The sequence below is a fragment of the Ochrobactrum sp. AP1BH01-1 genome (assembly GCF_018066705.1).
In the GTDB taxonomy this organism is placed as follows: Bacteria; Pseudomonadota; Alphaproteobacteria; order Rhizobiales; family Rhizobiaceae; genus Brucella.
On the sequence record NZ_JAGPOU010000003.1, the window covers coordinates 26,409 to 43,799 of the forward strand.

Genomic DNA, 17,391 nt, shown 5'->3' on the forward strand with positions numbered 1-17,391 from the left:
GATTTCTTGAGCACGGGTCATGACCGGCTAAAAATGGGGAGTTTGTGCCCTCCTTGCAAGTCCGGGCGATTTCTCCCCGGTCCCATCCTGCCAGAACCATCAGCTACAACGCCTCCATCAAATCCCCAAAATACAGATTCGTCCGAAACGCTCATGAAGCGCTTCCCAAACGTTTTGGACGCGCGGCGAAGCAGGTGCAGAATGAATGGAGGGTTTGATGCATTTGACCGGCTATGGGGAAAACTTCATCCGCAGCGACCGTTCCACACGGCTGTTTCGCGGCAACCAGCTGCTGGCCGCCGGAAGCGAGGACGATTACATCACCATCGACCTGTTCGAGGCCGGATGCTACGATGCCGCCGTCTATCTGCGGTTCCTCTTCGGTGCGGGAATCTCGCTCAACACGCTGCGCGGCACGTCCAGCCAGAACTGGATACCCATCCTGAATTTCAGGGCAGGCGAACAATGGAACGGCTATTCGGCGCTGCCCTTTGGCAAGGCCATCGGCTTCTATGACGTTCAGGCCGGGCATATTTTCCATGCCGCCATCTCGCTTGGCGATGTTTATATACGCGGCGTCCATGGCGGCAAGCTCGGCCAGAACTGGCAGGACCGCACCAACCTGACCCGCGTCCTTCCCTATTCCAGCCGCAACGCCGATGGCAGCTTCAATTATGATCGCCGGAAGATTTATGTATACATCTCAAAGCTTTAACTTCAGGCCAAGGCGTTCATTTTGCGCGCAAGCTCGATGTCGAGTTCGGTAATGCCGTTCTCGCTGTGGGTCGAAAGCGTAACGTCGACGCGGTTATAGACATTGAACCATTCGGGATGATGGTCGAGCTTTTCCGCGTGAAGCGCTGCGCGCACCATGAAGCCGAAGGCGGCGTTGAAATCCTTGAACCTGAAGCTTTTGGAAATCGCCTCGCGTCCGTCAACCTTCTGCCAGCCGTCAAGATCCTTGAGCGCTTCGTTCAGTTCGTTTTCCGTCAGCCGGTTGCGTGTCATCGTCTTTCGCCTATGTTGCGGTTTCTGAAACAACTTATCATGAACGCGAGAGTTCCGTGATCGCAGCAGTGACCGCATCAGCGCCAAACAGCATTCTTTTCATCTGCGCCGGTAATATCTGCCGTTCGCCGCTTGCCGAAGGCGTGATGAGGCATGTGCTGGAAAAGCGCGGCATCCGCCATGTGCTGGTCGATTCTGCGGGAACCAATGGCTACCATACCGGCGAGGAGCCGGATGAGCGCTCCATCAGCGTCGCGGCGCGCCATGGTCTCGATATTTCCGGCCAGCGTTGCCGCCAGCTCATCGCAGCCGATTTCAGCCGCTTCGACCTGATCCTCGGGATGGACCGCTACAATATGCGGATGATCGCCGGGCGGCAGCCTGCAAATGCAAGCGCGCATATAGGTCTATTCACCGAGATTGCCGAAGGGCGGGCAGTTGAAATCCCCGATCCCTATTATGGCGGGACCGGGGACTTCGAGAAGGTCTACCGGATGGTTCTGGCAGCTTCCATCGCGCTTGCCGACCAGTTCTGGCCAGTGCGGGAAACGGAGACCAGGGGCCAGGCTTCCTCGACGATATAGGGGCCGCCGCCAACCGAATCGCGTGACGACATCAGCACGAACCGTCCCACCTTGAAGGGCAGCGTCGCGAAGTTGCCGCGTGAGGAAAGATAGCGCACCACATCGTCGATGCGGGGATTTCTAAGCCGCGCCAGCGTCACATGCGGCGTGAACTTGCGCGGGTCGGCGGGAATGTGAAGCCGCTGGCAGATACGTTCGATTTCCGCCTGCAAGCCGTTGAGCTCAGGCGAGGGGGATACACCCGCATAGATGCTGTGCGGCTTTTTGGAGCCGAAAGCATTGACACCCGACAGGTTGAGCATGAATTCGGGCCGCCGCACGCGATCGAGCGCATTGGCAACCTCGTCGGCCACGTGGCCTTCCACATCTCCGATAAAACGCAGCGTTATGTGGTAGTTTTCGACATCAATCCAGCGTGCGCCAGGGAGACCGCCTCGCAATAACGAGAGCGAAAGCGCGGCGTCGCGCGGGATTTCGAGGGCAGTGAAAAGACGCGGCATAAGGCATCCTCCTCGAAGCGTTCCATGTCAGAGCGCCTGCATCCGACTGGATGCGCGAAAGACGCTCTAACTCAGAGTGTCAGTGCATCGTTCCATCGAGGATGATTCGATTTCTGCGATGCATGGTAAGCGAATCAAAGTTTTATACCGGGAGCAAGCTGTTTATGCTCCCGACCGGCGTCAGCCTCCCGATGTCCCCTTGTTTTGCATTTGCTGCAGGCTCTTTTCGATTGTGGGCATAAAGTTGGTCACCATCGTTTTGACGCCCTTTTCATTGGGGTGCATTCCGTCCTCGAGCAAAAACTCCTTCTTGGTTGCTACGCCGTCGAGGAAAAACGGGTAGAGCGGCACGCCGTATTTCTGTGCCAGCTTCGGATAGATCAGGTTGAATTTCGCGGCATAGTCCTTGCCCATGTTCGGCGGGGCCATCATGCCGGCAAGAATGACCGAAATGCCGCGCTGCTTGAGGCGCGCCAGCATCTCGTCGAGGTTTTTTTCGGTAATGTCGGGTTCGATGCCGCGCAGCGCGTCATTGGCGCCAAGTTCAAGGATCACAAGATCGGTGCCATCGGGAACGGACCAGTCGATGCGCGAAAGCCCACCCGTGGTGGTGTCGCCCGACACACCCGCATTTTCGATCGAAACCTCAATGCCCTTGTCGTTGAGCGCCTTTTCAAGCTGCTGGGGAAAGGCGGCGTTGGACGGCAGCAGATAGCCCGCCATCAGGCTGTCGCCGAAGCCGACAATCTTGACCTGCGACAGCTGCTCGGTCGGCAGTGCGTCTTCAAGGCCGGTCGGTTCTTCCTGCGCCTGCGCCGCAACGATGGGGCTTGCCGCCATAAAAGACGCCATCATCGCAAAAATAGGGAGCCATGCCGGAATTGAGAGTTTGAAACGCATTGTCGAAAACCCATATTTGAGGGGCTGTGGGCAAACGGCCCGCCGGACTTCTCTTCAATAATTGGCGCAACATAAGTTCAAATTTGTGACGCGCTGTTATTCATATAGGATAAAAACCGCGTGACGGAACAGGTTGTTGGCCCGATTATTGAACTTGAGAATGTTCATCTAACCCTTGGTCATGCCGCTTCACTGGTGCATGTGCTGAAGGGCGTTTCCCTCCATATATCGCAAGGCCAGTCGGTCGGCATCGTCGGTCCCTCCGGTTCCGGCAAGTCCACTTTGCTGATGGTGCTGGCCGGTCTGGAGCATGTCGATAACGGTACCGTGAAGATCGCGGGCGAGACGATCAGCCGGATGAGCGAAGATCAGGCCGCCGCCTTTCGCGGCGCCAATATCGGCATCGTGTTCCAGTCCTTCCACCTCATTCCCAACATGACGGCGCTGGAAAACGTCGCCGTGCCGCTGGAGCTTGCCGGTCGTCGCGATGCTTTCGAGGTGGCGGAGCGCGAATTGCGCGCCGTCGGCCTTGGCGAGCGTCTCACCCATTATCCGTCCGAGCTTTCCGGCGGCGAACAGCAGCGCGTCGCTATCGCGCGCGCCCTTGCGCCAAGCCCGAAAATCCTGATCGCGGACGAGCCGACCGGCAATCTCGACACCACGACGGGACGCCAGATCGCCGATCTCCTGTTCGCCAAGCAGCGCGAGAACGGCCTGACCATGGTTCTGGTCACGCACGATCCGGCGCTTGCGGCGCGCTGCGATATTGAAATTCCGGTGCGCTCCGGCCGGATCGAGGAGCCCGCGCAGGGCGGCACCGTTGCCGAAACGCTGGCGGCTGGCGCATGAGTGCGGCACGGTCGTTCCTGCTTGCTCTCCGCTTTGCGCTGCGCGAAATGCGCGGCGGGCTTGCAGGTTTCTATATTTTCCTCGCCTGTATCGCGCTTGGTGTTGCCGCCATCGGCGGCGTCAATTCGGTGGCGCGCTCGGTCAGCACCGGCATTGCCTCGGAAGGCCAGAGCATTCTGGGCGGCGATGTGAGCTTCGCGCTCAATCAGCGCGAAACAACGGCGCAAGAACGCGCCTTCATCGACAGGCAGGGCAAGGTCGCGGAAAGCGCCACCATGCGCTCCATGGCGCGTATGCCGGATGGCTCCGACCAGTCGCTGGTCGAGGTGAAGGCGGTTGACGCCGCCTATCCGCTCTATGGGGAATTGAAGGTTCAGCCGCCGCAATCGCTGGCCGACATGACGGGCGAGAAGGACGGCATCTATGGCGCTGCCGTCGCCCAGGATTTTCTCAACCGCATGGGCCTGTCGCTCGGCGCAAAGGTTCTGCTCGGTTCGCAGACCTTTGAACTGCGCGGCCTGATCGAGAGCGAGCCGGACCTGCTTTCGTCCGGCTTCAATTTTGCGCCGCGCTTTCTGGTTTCGCTGGATGGCCTGCGCGCTTCCGGCCTCATTCAGCCCGGCAGCCTCGTCGATCATATCTACAAGGTCGCGTTGCCGGATGGCGCGCCGGATTCGGCAATCGCCGAAGTCAGGCGGCAGGCTGCCGCCGATTTCCCCGATGCAGGCTGGAACATCCGATCCCGCGCCAATGCCGCTCCGGCGCTGAGCGCCAATATCGAGCGCTTTTCGCAATTCCTGACGCTGGTGGGCCTCACAGCCCTGATTGTCGGCGGTGTCGGCGTCGCCAATGCGGTGCGCGCCTATCTCGACGGCAAGCGCGGCGTGATCGCGACCTTCAAGTCGCTCGGCGCGCCTGCGCGCTTCGCCGTACTGGTGTACCTCACGCAGATCATGGTGATCGGCCTGATCGGCATTGCTCTGGGGCTGATACTGGCGGCGATCATTCCCTATGCGGCGGCGCTGGCGCTTGCCAACTATCTGCCGGTCGCCGGTGGCGGCGGCTTCTTTCCGGCAGCACTGGCGCTCGCCGCCATCTTCGGCCTCATCACAACGCTGGCCTTCGCGATCATTCCGCTGGGCAGGGCGCGGGATATTCCGGCGACGGCGCTGTTCCGCGAGCAGGGCTTCGAGCAGCGCGGCCTGCCACCGCTGCTCTATCTCACCCTTGCGGTTCTGCTGATTGCAGCGCTCGCGGCGCTGGCGCTCTACGTCGCCTATGACCGGCGGATTGCTGCGATTTTCATCGTTTCGGCCATTGCAGCCTTCGGCGTGTTGCGGCTTGTTGCGGACGGTATTCGCTGGCTTGCCCGCCGGGTGCCGCGCGTGCGCTCGACCGCACTCCGGCTTGCGATCGGCAACATTCATCGCCCCGGCGCGCTGACGCCTTCCGTGGTGCTTTCGCTCGGCCTTGGTCTGACGCTGATGGTGGCAATTGCTCTGATCGATGGCAATCTGCGCCGTCAGGTGACGGAAAACATTCCGGCGCAGGCCCCCGATTTCTTTTTCGTCGATATACAAAACCGCGACATTGGCGATTTCACCAAACTGGTGAGCGGCATCGTGCCGGATGGCAAGCTCACTTCCGGGCCGATGCTGCGCGGGCGCATCGTCGCCTTTAACGGCAGGAACGTGCGCGACATGACCATTCCGCCGGAAGCGGCCTGGGTGCTGCGCGGCGACCGCGGCATAACCTTTGCCGACAATGTTCCCGAAAATTCGACGCTGAGCGAGGGCGAATGGTGGCCCGCCGGTTATAGCGGCGAGCCGCTCGTCTCCTTCGCGGAGCGCGAGGGCAAGGAACTGGGCCTCAAGCTCGGCGATACGGTGACGGTCAATGTGCTTGGCCGCAACATCACCGCGAAGATCGCAAGCTTCCGTCAGGTGCAGTGGGAAACGCTGGCGATGAATTTTGTCATGGTGTTCTCTCCCAACACCTTTGCCGGTGCGCCTGCGACATGGCTCGCGACACTCACCATTCCCGACAGCCAGAAGAACCTTGCGCCTGATGTATTGCGGCAGGTCACGAAGACATGGCCCGCCGTCACCACGGTCAGCGTGACCGACGCGCTCAATGTCGCCAATGATCTGATCGGCCAGCTTGCAACCGCCATCCGTGCTGCGGCTTCCATTGCGCTTGCCGCTTCGGTTCTGGTGCTGGGCGGAGCGCTCGCGGCGGGCAACCGCGCCCGTGTTCATGATGCGGTGGTGCTGAAGACGCTTGGCGCCACGCGCGGCACGCTGATTACCGCCTATGTGCTTGAATATATGCTGCTCGGGCTTGCAACAGCGCTCTTCGCACTCGTCGCCGGCAGCGTGGCGGGCTGGTATGTCGTGGTGGAAATCATGAAGCTTAAGGCGCAGTTCCTGCCCGATGTCGCGCTGATGACCGTTGCGATAGCGCTGGTGCTGACGGTCGGTTTCGGCCTCGCGGGAACATGGCGCGTTCTCGGCCAGAAGCCCGCACAGGTGCTAAGAACGATATGAAGCATTTGTAATGTGAGGCTTCATTTGAGGTAACCCGTTGGATCGCATGGATAATGCGGTTCGCTTTTCAAGTCGCCGCATCACGTTTTTTTACAGGGGCTACTTGTACGAGAGGGCTGAAATCCCCATAATGTCAGGTAGGCATGCTGGGGTCCCGCCAGCGGCGCCTGGTGGCGGCTCGGCCTTTCATGAGCGCCCCGACACCGGACGGGACATGGCAAGAGGATTTAAGTCATGGCTGACTTTCGCAATATTCAGGCGCAGCAGAGGCCGGTAGGCGGTGCTCGCGCTGATGCAGGCATCGACCAGGGCCTGCGCAGCTATATGCTCGGCGTCTATAACATGATGGCTATCGGCCTGGCCGTTACCGGCCTTGCCGCATTTGCCGTTGCGGCACTCGCAACGACCACGGACCCGTCTGCCGCCGTCGCGCAGCTCGCCAACGGCAAGATGCTCACCGGCCTCGGTGTGGCGCTCTACACGTCCCCGCTTCGCTGGGTGGTGATGCTTGCGCCGCTCGCGGCGGTGTTCTTCCTGAGCTTCCGCATCGAGCGCATGTCGGTCGGCACGGCTAACGCCGTCTTCTGGGGCTATGCAGCTCTCGTCGGCCTGTCGCTGTCGTCGATCTTCCTGGTCTTCACCGGCCAGAGCATCGTTCGCACCTTCTTCGTGACGGCTGCTTCCTTCGGCGCGCTGTCGCTCTATGGTTACACGACCAAGCGCGACCTGTCCGCCATGGGCTCGTTCCTGATCATGGGCCTGTTCGGCCTGATCCTGGCATCGGTCGTCAACATCTTCCTCGGCTCCACCGCGCTGCAGTTCGCGATCTCGGTGATCGGCGTCCTGATCTTCGCAGGCCTCACCGCCTACGACACGCAGTCGATCAAGGAAATGTACTACGAAGGCGACAGTTCGGATGCGCATGGCCGCAAGGTCGTGATGGGCGCGCTACGTCTCTATCTCGACTTCATCAACATGTTCACCTTCCTGCTGCAGTTCATGGGCAACCGTGACTGATCAGCCGACGAGTGCTTGAACAAAAGGGCAGCGGAAACGCTGCCCTTTTTGCTTTTTTCCGGGCGGTTTCTGATGCATGTTGGGTGTCTTCCAACATTCCCTTGCGGTTTCCATATGCCCGTCATTCGTGATTTTTCCCCCACCGATATCGAAGCCATCACCGCTATCTACGCCGATGCCGTGCTGACCGGCGCAGGGTCCTATGAGATCGAGCCGCCGACAGTGGAGGAAATAGCAAAGCGTTTCGCCTCATTCGTGGAACAGGGCTTTCCTGTTCTCATCGCCGAGGAGGAGGGGCAGATCCTGGGCTATGCCTATGCGAGCTATTTCCGTCTCAGGCCCGCCTATCGCTGGCTTGCGGAGGATTCGATCTACATCGCTCCCAATGCCAAGGGAAAGGGGATCGGCAAGCTTCTGCTGCGTGAACTCATCGAGCGCATTTCCGCATTGGGCTTCCGCCAACTGCTGGCGGTGATTGGAGACGGCGAACACAACATCGGTTCGGTCAGGCTGCATGAAAGCCTGGGCTTCACCCGTTGCGGGCGCATCGAGGGTTCTGGCTTCAAGCACGGGCGCTGGCTCGATACGGTGCTGATGCAGCTGCCGCTCAATGGGGGACGCTCCATGGAACCGGGAATGCCGCCGCTGTCCTCATCCTGAGCTTGTCGAAGGATCGAAGGATCAGCTTTCGACGAGCTTGAGGCTCTTGTCGAAAACGCGCAGCACACGCTCCAACTCGTGGCCACGCTTCATGATGAGGCCGCTTGCGGCTATCACCGAATAGGCGCCTTGTTTTTGCGCCAGCTTCGGATTCTTTTCGATGCGGAAAAGGGGAATCTCGCTCGCGCGGCGGAAGATGGAGAACACGGCCCGGTCGGCAAGATGATCGATGGCATAGTCGCGCCATGCGCCGGAGGCGACCATGCGGCCATAGATATTCAGGATTTTTCCAAGTTCATGCCGGTTGAAACTGACAGGGGCCTGTCGTGCGCGGTCGAGGGGAACGACCTTTGGCGAAGCGGACGAGGGCGAAGGAGAGGGCAAATCTTCATTCGCTGCGCTTGAAGTATCCATGTCCTTCCTTTCGGTTTCGGATCGGGATGCGCCCCGGCGCATTCAGCAAATTGCGAGGACCGGCTCCGGGCATTCCTTCCCGTTGTCGGCCCTGAAACGGCGAACCGAACCGGTGCATGACAACAGGGTGATGCTTTTGTGAAACAAATTCAAGAGCAGCAGGGCGCGAGCCTTGAACTTGCGGGGAAAAATACGGATAAATGCACCCCAACAAGTTGGATATTAGCAACTCACGAAAAGAGAATGCATGTTCTCAATGGTGATTGAGCGCCACATTTTCGCCTTGTCAGCTTCGCATTCCAGCCCGATTATGGCTTCAGCATCTACACGTTGCCTGAGACGGTTCGGTTCGGGTATGTCCGACCCCAAGCCCCCCGCCCAAAGGACTGCCCGAACCGAACCAACCTCTCCCAGTCGGGCTGCCAGCCTGACTGGTTGATTGGCCCCAAAGCCTCGGCTGATCCTTTCGCCCCTGACCTCCATGAAAAGACACGGTGCCGGAGCAGTTTCCGGAGCACGGACTGTGTGCGGGAAGTGGCTTGCTTACAGGCCGACGGGCTTTGCCTGCTTGAACATGGCTGCGCCATGTATGGAGCCGAGCGAATTGTCGTCGCGGGTTTCCTGAAGCACCACGGCGCAGCCGGAAACATCCTTGCGTTTCAGTTCGGACGCCGGAATCTCGATCTTCAACGGCTTGCCGTCCCACATGCCGATCGTATTGGTGTCAATGACCGTATTGCGATAGGTGACGGCCTGTCCGGCATTTTCGCCTTCCGTGATCGGGATCGTCACCGAATCGCGGAAATAGAAAAGCACCACATGCACAGGCGCGTCTGGCTTCTTGCCCGCGCTGATATCGATGGACAGACGCCCGTCATCGAGTTGCTTGATCGAAACCGGCACGTTCAGCTTGGTAGCCGCAATCTGCGTCTGAATGGCTTCGCTGTCGCGGCCATTCACTTCGGCAGTACCGTTGATGATGGCTTGCGGCGTATAGATCATGCGCGCATTGAAGGAATTGCGATAGGCATTCTGCCGGTCGGTGTTTTCCTGATTGGCAAGCGTGTCGCGCCAGCCCATATAATCCCAGTAATTGACGTGGAACGACAGTGCCAGAACATTGGGATCGTCGGCATATTTGGCCAAGTTGCGGTCGGCCTGCGGGCAGGACTTGCAGCCCTGGCTGGTGTAAAGCTCCAGAACGGTAGTCTTCCTGTCGCTATCCTGCGCCTTGGCCTGCCCGTGCATGGAGATGCAGCCGGTAACCGCCAGCCCCAGAACGGCACAGATGCTACGCCAGCCGGGCAGATGCTCGCCTGTAAGCCATGGACCTGTCCCGTAGAAGGGGGCGTGGAGTATCACTCGTTTCATCCTGCAATAATTGTCGCTGACATCTATTATGTAAGAAGTTCTACAATCAATAGGAATTCACGTTGCGGTGAGAGCCTGATCCAAAAGGCTCCTTGTGTGGCTGCAAATGGCAATTTGTCTGCGTTCCGGTGCTCATGTGCCCAAAAGTACACTGCGCTCCGGTACTCGAAAATCACCGTCGCGTCTGTTCCAGAACAAAAAAAGCTGCCGGATTGCTCCGGCGGCTTTCTTTTTCGCTTTATGGCTGATTAAGCAGCCAGATCGCGCAGAACGGTCTGCAGGATGCCGCCGTTCTTCATGTAGTCGAGCTCGTCCAGCGTATCGATGCGGCAGATGAGCGGAACCTTCTTCACCGTGCCGTCGGCATAGGTGATGGAAGCTTCGACCTTCTGGCGCGGACGCACATCGGCAAGACCTTCGATGGTGACGATTTCGTCGCCCTTGAGGCCGAGCGTCTGCCAGCTTGTGCCTTCCTCGAAAACGAAAGGCACAATGCCCATGCCGACGAGGTTGGAGCGGTGGATACGCTCGAAGGACTGTGCGATCACGGCCTTGACGCCGAGCAGGTTGGTGCCCTTGGCAGCCCAGTCGCGCGAGGAACCGTTGCCGTATTCGACGCCTGCGAAGACGACGAGCGGCACGCCCTCGGCCTTGTACTGCATGGCAGCATCGTAGATCGAGGTTTCTTCCTTCGACGGATAGTGGATGGTGTAGCCGCCTTCACGTCCGTTTTCGCCCAGCATGTGGTTGCGGATACGAATGTTTGCGAAGGTGCCGCGCATCATCACTTCGTGGTTGCCGCGACGCGTGCCGTACTGGTTGAAGTCGGCAACGCCGACGCCATGGTCCAGCAGATACTTGCCGGCAGGCGACTGCGCCTTGATGGAACCCGCAGGCGAAATGTGGTCGGTCGTGATCTTGTCGCCGAAGAGACCCAGAATGCGGGCACCCTTGACGTCGCCGATCGTGCCGGCCGACTTGCCCATGCCGACGAAGTAAGGCGGGTTCTGCACATAGGTCGAGTTGTCGTCCCATGCATAGGTCTGACCGGCGGGAACCTGAACGGCCTGCCAGTTTTCGTCGCCCTTGAACACATCCGCATATTTTTCCGAGAAGATCTTGCGGGTGACGTTCTTGGCGATGAATTCCTGGATTTCCTGCGAGGAAGGCCAGATATCGCGCAGATAGACCGGATTGCCGTCCTGGTCTTCACCGAGCGGCTCCTTGGTCAGGTCCTTTGTCACCGTACCGGCAAGAGCGTGGGCGACGACGAGCGGCGGCGAAGCAAGGTAGTTCGCCTGTACGTCCGGCGAAACGCGGCCTTCGAAGTTACGGTTGCCCGAGAGAACGGCAGCCGCGATCAGGCCCTTTTCGTTGATCGTCTTGGAGATCGGAGCAGGCAGCGGACCGGAATTGCCGATGCAGGTCGTGCAGCCGAAGCCGACGAGGTTGAAGCCGAGCGCATCGAGATCCTTCTGGAGACCAGCGGATTCGAGATAGGCGGCGACAACCTGCGAACCGGGCGCAAGCGAGGTCTTGACCCATGGCTTGGTCTTCAGGCCCTTGGCGACCGCATTGCGGGCCAGAAGACCGGCAGCAATCAGCACGCTCGGGTTCGAGGTGTTGGTGCAGGACGTGATGGCGGCAATCACGACATCGCCATGGCCGAGGTCGTAGTCTTCGCCTTCAACGGCATAGCGCGTGGTCTGGCCGGTGGTCTTCTTGTACTCGTTTTCGAGCGAGGTTGCGAAACCGGAGCCGATGTTTTCCAGCGGAATGCGGCCCTCAGGGCGCTTCGGGCCAGCCATCGACGGAACGACGTCGCCCATGTCGAGTTCGAGCACATCGGTGAAGACTGGATCGGCCGCACCCTTTTCACGCCACATGCCCTGCGCGCGGCAATAAGCTTCAACCAGCTCGATGCGATGTTCGTCGCGGCCGGTCGTGTTCATGTAGTTGAGCGTTTCGCGGTCAACCGGGAAGAAGCCGCAGGTCGCGCCATATTCCGGGCCCATGTTGGCGATGGTGGCGCGGTCGGCCAGCGTCATGTTTTCGAGGCCTTCGCCGAAGAATTCGACGAACTTGCCGACAACGCCTTTCTTGCGCAGCATCTGCGTGACGGTGAGAACGAGGTCGGTCGCGGTGACGCCTTCCTTGATCTTGCCGGTCAGGCGGAAGCCGACGACTTCCGGCAGAAGCATGGAAACCGGCTGGCCGAGCATGGCCGCTTCAGCTTCGATGCCGCCAACGCCCCAGCCAAGAACGCCAAGGCCGTTGACCATGGTGGTGTGGCTGTCGGTGCCGACGCAGGTGTCGGGGTAGGCGACGGTCACGCCGTCTTCTTCCTTGGTCCAGACGGCCTGGGCCAGATATTCGAGGTTCACCTGATGGCAGATACCGGTACCGGGTGGAACGACGCGGAAGTTCTTGAATGCCTGCTGGCCCCACTTGAGAAAGCGGTAACGTTCGCCGTTGCGCTGATATTCGAGGTCCACATTGGCCTTGAACGCGCTCGGATTGCCGAATTCGTCGACGATGACCGAGTGGTCGATGACGAGATCGACGGGAACGAGCGGATTGATCTTTTCCGGGTCGCCGCCGAGCGCCTTGAGGCCGTCGCGCATGGCTGCAAGGTCAACGACGGCAGGAACGCCGGTAAAATCCTGCATCAGCACGCGGGCCGGGCGATAGGCGATTTCGGCGCCCGCGGAGCCGCGGTCGTTCAGCCACTTGGCAACAGCTTCGATGTCCGACTTCTTGACGGAGCGGTCGTCCTCGAAGCGGAGCAGGTTCTCAAGCAGAACCTTCATGGAGAATGGAAGCTTGGAAACACCTTCAAGGCCGTTCTTTTCGGCTTCGGTCAGGCTGTAATAGACGTAATCCTTGCCCCCGACGGTGAGGGTCTTGCGGCATTTAAAGCTGTCGATGTGCGACACTGCGTTCGTCCTTATGCTGCTGGCCGGAAAACCAGGACGAACGCCTAGGCTAGCGTTTCAAGGACGCGCCAAGGTGCGGGTGCAGTCATTTCCGCTGTCCGTCCCGAAGCCTGGGTCCTTACGGGCACCAAGTGTTTGAGATCGGCCAAAAATGGTTTCCACGCCGACCGCTGGCGTGGTAGCCCTCATATAGAGAGTTTTCTAAAACGATTCCAGACAGAATATCGTGAATTCGGCCCCTTGCGGCGAAATGTTGCGATGCCATTCCATGGATATTCCGGGATTCAGGTTCTAATGGTCTGGCGATTATCCATCGGGGCTTAGAGGGTATAAAATGCGGCTGGAAGCCGACAATCTGGCAGGCGAAAGAGGCGGCGAAACGATTTTCGCGGGCCTTTCTTTTGCGCTCGGTGACGGCGAGGCGCTGGTGGTGACTGGTCCCAACGGCTCCGGCAAGTCCACGCTTTTGCGAATCATCTGCGGCCTGCTCGCACCGCAAGCGGGAACAGTGGAACTCACCGAGGATGGCACAGTTCTGCCGGTGCGCGCCGCCTGCCACTATCTCGGCCACCAGAATGCGATGAAGCCCGCGCTCAGCGTGCGCGAAAACCTGCTTTTCTGGCAGAAATTCAATGGCGCTGAAGCGCTCGATATTGACGAGGCGCTGGAGGCGGTGGACCTGCCCGGCGTGGAGCATCTGCCGTTCGGCTATCTGTCGACGGGGCAGAAGCGCCGTGTTTCCATTGCCAAACTGCTTGTCAGCCATCGCCCGCTCTGGATCGTGGATGAGCCGACCGCCGGTCTCGACAAGGCGTCGGAAGCGCGCTTTGCCGATCTCATGCGGGACCATTTGCGCGACGGCGGCATAATCGTCGCCGCAACGCATATTCCGCTGGGCTTGGATGCAGTTTCAGGGAGAGTGGAAACCGGTTTCCCGTCCGAAACTGCATTGGAAAGAAGTATTGGCGTCCGCACGCTCGACATGGCCGCCTGTTCGGTCGGGGCTGCCTGATGCTGGCGCTTTTCCTGAGAGATATGCGCCTCAGTTTCCGCGCCGGCGGCGGCGCGCTGATCGGCATATTGTTCTTCCTCGCAGTCATTGCCGTCATGCCCTTCGGCGTCGGGCCGGACCTCAACCTTCTGGCGCGCATCGGCCCCGCCATGCTGTGGATCGGCGCGCTGCTGGCAACGCTTCTGGGGCTCGACCGGCTGTTTCAGGCAGACCGGGAGGACGGTTCGCTCGACCTGCTGCTGATCGGCGCGGACAGCCACATGCTTCCCTTCACGGTTTTCGTGAAATGTGTGGCGCATTGGGTGGCAAGCGTGCTGCCGCTGGTGATCGCATCGCCGATGCTGGGCCTCTTCATGAACATGGATGCACCGGCAATCGGCGCGACATCGCTGACGCTTCTGGTGGGAACGCCCGCCATCGCCTTCATCGGTGCGGTTGGCGCGGCCCTTGCCGTGGCGCTGCCGCGCGGCGGGCTGCTGGTGTCGGTGATCGTGTTGCCGCTCACCATTCCGGTGCTCATTTTCGGTGTATCAGCTTCGCACGGGGCGACGGTAGACAATGCGCCCTTTCTGGCGCCATTCCTCATTCTTGCTGCACTTACCCTGTTCTTTGCCGTCCTCGGGCCACTGGCTGCGAGCGCTGCGCTGAAAAGCTCGGCGGATTGAACATGATCCGGAAAAGTGGGAACCGCCTTCGCGGGGAAAACAGTCCACTGGACTGTTTTCTGATCCCGCTACGATCGGAAACGATCATGTTCGACCGATTGACGCAGTTGATTTCGGTCAATTGAACGCCACGGGGGGGACAGGTAAACATAGGCCATGGAAAAAGACATGACCAAAGACGCCGTTAAAACCACGAGCTGGCTCGATCTGGCCAATCCCACGCGTTTCCTTGCCTTTGCGAGCAAGGTGTTGCCGTGGCTGGCCGGGCTTTCGGCGCTGCTTCTGGCGGCTGGCCTCTACATGGTCTTCTTCCTGTCGCCGGAGGATTACCAGCAGGGTATCACGGTCCGCATCATGTATATCCACGTGCCTTTCGCCTGGCTTTCCATGATGTGCTACTCGATCATGGCCATTTCTGCCTTGGGCACGCTCGTCTGGCGGCACCCGCTGGCCGATGTGTCGATCCGCGCCGCCGCTCCCCTCGGCGCCGTCTTCACCGCGCTTGCGCTTGCCACCGGCTCGCTCTGGGGCAAGCCGATGTGGGGCACATGGTGGGTGTGGGATGCGCGGCTGACCTCCGTCTTCGTGCTGTTCCTGATGTATCTCGGCATTATCGCGCTGTCGCGCGCCATGGATGATCCGGCGAAAAGCGCCAAGCCCGTGGCGGTGCTCACGCTGGTCGGCTTCATCAACATCCCGATCATCAAATTCTCGGTCGACTGGTGGAACACGCTGCACCAGCCGGCTTCGGTGTTCCGCATGGACGGTCCGACCATCGACGCATCCATGCTGCGCCCGCTTTTCGTGATGGCCATCGGCTTTTCGCTTCTGTTCTTCACGCTGCACATGATGGCCATGCGCAACGAAATCTGGCGACGCCGCGTGGCATCGATGAAGAAGCTTGCCGCGCGCAATGCCGACCGCAGGGTCAAGGCAGAGGAGCGCGCCGCATGAATCATCTGGGCTTTGTTCTCGCCTCCTATGGTATCACGGTTGCGGCACTTGCCGTCACCATCGGCTGGATACTGATCGATCAGCGCATCCAGAAAAACGAATTGAAGCGGCTTGAAGCGCAGGGCGTGCGCCGCCGCTCGGCAAAAGCTCCCGGTAAGGCACAATGATCGAAACGACCGAAAAGCCCGCGCCGAAAAAGCGCGCCACATGGGTTGCCCTGCTGCCGCTAGCGATTTTCGTCGGACTGGCGGTGGTGTTCGCGGTCCAGCTTCTATCGGGCAAGGATAATACGACGATACCGTCCGCGCTCATCGGCAAGCAGGCGCCGCAGACGAACCTGCCGCCCGTTGAAGGGCTGATGCGCAATGGCGCGCCTGTTCCGGGTCTCAACAGCGAGGATTTTAAGGGCAAGCTGACGCTGGTGAATGTCTGGGGATCGTGGTGCGTTCCCTGCCGTCAGGAACACCCGCTTCTGATGGAAATCGCCAAGGACGAGCGCGTCCGCGTGGTTGGCCTCAATTACAAGGACCAGCCGGAAAATGCGCGCCGTTTCCTCGGCGATCTCGGCAATCCCTTTGCTGCAGTCGGCGCCGACCGCGCCGGGCGTTCAGCTATCGAATGGGGAGTCTACGGCGTGCCGGAAACCTTCCTCGTCGATGAGGCAGGCAAGATCGTCTACAAGCATGTCGGGCCGTTTACGCCGGAGTCGGTGAAGAACGAGCTGATGCCTGCTGTGGCTGGCGCGCTTCGCAGCCGATGATAGGAATATTACCGCGCTTGATTTGAGTATTCAGGTTTCAAAATTGATTAATGACCACGATGACGATCAAACAGGCGATTGCTCCTGCGATGAGCGACAGACACAATGTTATCCAGAACAGGACCAGCAACCATATCGCGCGCAAGGGTTTGCGGGTACGTAGCAGATAAACCAGTTGCGCGAGGGGAAGCAGTATAACGCCGACGAACATCAACCCACGAGAGGGAAGTGAGTGACCGTTGATCAGCGCATCGGAATTAAGAGCCTGAAGCGACGCTATGAGAAGTATAACGCCGGAAGCGGCGACGGTCAGTTCCTTAAACGTTCCACCCAGGCCGAGTATGCTTTCCAGATAAAATGATACAGCGCCCATTATAAAAGGTATAAAGATTACCGCGCACAAAAGCGCCTTGTTGGCTTTAAAATTTTCTCGCACCACTAAATATACCCCCGTAGCATCGAGTGATACTTCGATTGCAGGTATAGAGAGGTAATTGCTTGTGGTTGCAAGAAAAAAGGCGGTTTACGCCGCCTTCAATGGGGTACCCGATCACTCCGGCAGCTTCCGGACCGCGTCCTTGGTGGCGCTGGTTGCCATGGGGACGAAGACGCTTCAGTACTAGCCGTTGAGATTATTCCTGGATTGATGATTTGAGATCCTGTTGCAGCTTCTCCAACATCGGAGCAGGCATGTTCAATCCCGCGAAATCACAATATTCATCCAGAAGTTCAGGAGATTTTTGTCTGAACTTGGAGGTGTCGACTTCGCCCTCATCATTCACAGCTCCAACCTTATATAGCAGGTCAGCGGTCGCTTTTACCGAGATACGGCCTAACTTAAAAGCAATGACTTCTTGCTGATCTCGAGCCATGATCGCAACCGTATCCAGTTTAAACTCTGAAGGGATGTCAAGCGTGAGGTCCATGGCACTAATTTTGTTGCTCTCTAGCGCCTCATAATATTGCTTGCCTAGATCGTAAGCCTTTTGCGTAAAACTGGACGACAAGAGGTAGGACGAGGCAGATGGCTTTATGGCAGTTCCCATGTTCTGGATAAGGATTGCAAATTGAAAATTCTTAAGTGATTTTGCGGGAAGTGCCAGATAATCTTGCTTGGTTAATTCCTGGCTCTTTGCCGGTGCAATTGACAATAACAATGCAGACATAGATGCGAATAGTGTTGTTCTGAAATTCATGTTTTCCCAATTCCTACAA

The 17,391-nt window shown here is 59.0% G+C and carries 19 protein-coding genes; 11 read left to right on the top strand and 8 right to left on the bottom strand.

The annotated features are described in order from the left end of the window. Positions 1 to 217 precede the first annotated feature (217 nt). The gene (locus J9800_RS10810) at positions 218 to 715 is read left to right on the top strand and encodes a hypothetical protein (RefSeq protein WP_245670639.1); all 498 of its coding nucleotides are present in this window, start codon (positions 218 to 220) and stop codon (positions 713 to 715) included. A gap of 2 nt (positions 716 to 717) precedes the next feature. Here J9800_RS10810 and J9800_RS10815 read toward each other — a convergent pair whose 3' ends face one another. Next, positions 718 to 1,008, bottom strand: a complete 291-nt coding sequence (locus tag J9800_RS10815) for a 4a-hydroxytetrahydrobiopterin dehydratase (protein WP_114214336.1) — start codon at positions 1,006 to 1,008, stop codon at positions 718 to 720. A 56-nt stretch (positions 1,009 to 1,064) separates the two neighbouring features. Here J9800_RS10815 and J9800_RS10820 point away from each other — a divergent pair, with 56 nt between their 5' ends. After that, a complete protein-coding gene (locus J9800_RS10820) occupies positions 1,065 to 1,592 on the top strand; it encodes a low molecular weight protein-tyrosine-phosphatase (protein WP_205315871.1) in 528 nt (175 codons plus the stop codon). On the opposite strand, the gene thpR is transcribed toward J9800_RS10820, so the two are convergent. Beyond that, positions 1,496 to 2,092 (bottom strand): RNA 2',3'-cyclic phosphodiesterase, encoded by a 597-nt coding sequence (thpR, locus tag J9800_RS10825; RefSeq protein WP_112592202.1) that lies wholly within the window; start codon positions 2,090 to 2,092, stop codon positions 1,496 to 1,498. The genes J9800_RS10820 and thpR overlap by 97 nt on opposite strands. Before the next feature lie 180 nt (positions 2,093 to 2,272). After that, positions 2,273 to 2,992, bottom strand: coding sequence for an arylesterase (locus J9800_RS10830; protein ID WP_114214335.1), 720 nt, complete (start codon positions 2,990 to 2,992; stop codon positions 2,273 to 2,275). Between the two features lie 120 nt (positions 2,993 to 3,112). Here J9800_RS10830 and J9800_RS10835 point away from each other — a divergent pair, with 120 nt between their 5' ends. The 4 genes from J9800_RS10835 to J9800_RS10850 all read left to right on the top strand — a co-directional run bounded on the left by J9800_RS10835 (position 3,113) and on the right by J9800_RS10850 (position 8,064). After that, positions 3,113 to 3,841: an ABC transporter ATP-binding protein gene (locus tag J9800_RS10835; RefSeq protein WP_112592205.1), complete on the top strand. Its 729-nt coding sequence runs from the start codon at positions 3,113 to 3,115 to the stop codon at positions 3,839 to 3,841. Beyond that, complete coding sequence (locus J9800_RS10840) at positions 3,838 to 6,387, top strand: ABC transporter permease (RefSeq protein WP_114214334.1); 2,550 nt, start codon at positions 3,838 to 3,840, stop codon at positions 6,385 to 6,387. The genes J9800_RS10835 and J9800_RS10840 overlap by 4 nt, the downstream gene beginning before the upstream one ends. 234 nt (positions 6,388 to 6,621) lie before the next feature. Next, entirely contained in the window at positions 6,622 to 7,404 is a 783-nt protein-coding gene (locus J9800_RS10845) for a Bax inhibitor-1/YccA family protein (protein WP_112592209.1), read from the top strand. Positions 7,405 to 7,518: 114 nt separating this feature from the next. Further along, on the top strand, positions 7,519 to 8,064 hold the full coding sequence (locus J9800_RS10850) for a GNAT family N-acetyltransferase (protein ID WP_114214333.1): 546 nt from the start codon (positions 7,519 to 7,521) through the stop codon (positions 8,062 to 8,064). A 21-nt stretch (positions 8,065 to 8,085) separates the two neighbouring features. Here the strand turns inward: J9800_RS10850 and J9800_RS10855 are convergent, their stop codons facing one another. The 3 genes from J9800_RS10855 to acnA all read right to left on the bottom strand — a co-directional run bounded on the left by J9800_RS10855 (position 8,086) and on the right by acnA (position 12,785). Continuing rightward, on the bottom strand, positions 8,086 to 8,478 hold the full coding sequence (locus J9800_RS10855) for a DUF2794 domain-containing protein (protein WP_112592212.1): 393 nt from the start codon (positions 8,476 to 8,478) through the stop codon (positions 8,086 to 8,088). Between the two features lie 543 nt (positions 8,479 to 9,021). Further along, complete coding sequence (locus tag J9800_RS10860) at positions 9,022 to 9,756, bottom strand: DUF1223 domain-containing protein (RefSeq protein ID WP_114214635.1); 735 nt, start codon at positions 9,754 to 9,756, stop codon at positions 9,022 to 9,024. A gap of 341 nt (positions 9,757 to 10,097) precedes the next feature. Further along, on the bottom strand, positions 10,098 to 12,785 hold the full coding sequence (acnA, locus tag J9800_RS10865) for an aconitate hydratase AcnA (protein ID WP_114214331.1): 2,688 nt from the start codon (positions 12,783 to 12,785) through the stop codon (positions 10,098 to 10,100). A gap of 334 nt (positions 12,786 to 13,119) precedes the next feature. On the opposite strand from acnA, the gene ccmA reads away from it, so the two are divergent. The 5 genes from ccmA to J9800_RS10890 all read left to right on the top strand — a co-directional run bounded on the left by ccmA (position 13,120) and on the right by J9800_RS10890 (position 16,176). After that, a complete protein-coding gene (gene ccmA / locus J9800_RS10870) occupies positions 13,120 to 13,797 on the top strand; it encodes a heme ABC exporter ATP-binding protein CcmA (RefSeq protein ID WP_114214330.1) in 678 nt (225 codons plus the stop codon). Then, positions 13,797 to 14,462 (top strand): heme exporter protein CcmB, encoded by a 666-nt coding sequence (gene ccmB / locus J9800_RS10875; protein WP_112592218.1) that lies wholly within the window; start codon positions 13,797 to 13,799, stop codon positions 14,460 to 14,462. Before ccmA ends, ccmB begins: the two co-directional genes overlap by 1 nt. Before the next feature lie 168 nt (positions 14,463 to 14,630). After that, positions 14,631 to 15,416 carry a heme ABC transporter permease gene (locus tag J9800_RS10880; protein WP_205315870.1) on the top strand — a complete coding sequence of 262 codons (786 nt, stop codon included), beginning with the start codon at positions 14,631 to 14,633 and terminating at the stop codon, positions 15,414 to 15,416. Beyond that, complete coding sequence (gene ccmD, locus J9800_RS10885; RefSeq protein WP_112592221.1) at positions 15,413 to 15,583, top strand: heme exporter protein CcmD; 171 nt, start codon at positions 15,413 to 15,415, stop codon at positions 15,581 to 15,583. The genes J9800_RS10880 and ccmD overlap by 4 nt, the downstream gene beginning before the upstream one ends. Continuing rightward, positions 15,580 to 16,176 (top strand): DsbE family thiol:disulfide interchange protein, encoded by a 597-nt coding sequence (locus tag J9800_RS10890; RefSeq protein WP_114214328.1) that lies wholly within the window; start codon positions 15,580 to 15,582, stop codon positions 16,174 to 16,176. Before ccmD ends, J9800_RS10890 begins: the two co-directional genes overlap by 4 nt. Positions 16,177 to 16,213: 37 nt before the next feature. On the opposite strand, the gene J9800_RS10895 is transcribed toward J9800_RS10890, so the two are convergent. Together J9800_RS10895 and J9800_RS10900 are read right to left on the bottom strand one after the other, a co-directional pair. After that, positions 16,214 to 16,615 (bottom strand): hypothetical protein, encoded by a 402-nt coding sequence (locus J9800_RS10895; RefSeq protein WP_112592224.1) that lies wholly within the window; start codon positions 16,613 to 16,615, stop codon positions 16,214 to 16,216. Positions 16,616 to 16,808: 193 nt separating this feature from the next. Beyond that, positions 16,809 to 17,372 (bottom strand): hypothetical protein, encoded by a 564-nt coding sequence (locus J9800_RS10900; RefSeq protein WP_162792608.1) that lies wholly within the window; start codon positions 17,370 to 17,372, stop codon positions 16,809 to 16,811. Positions 17,373 to 17,391 lie beyond the last annotated feature (19 nt).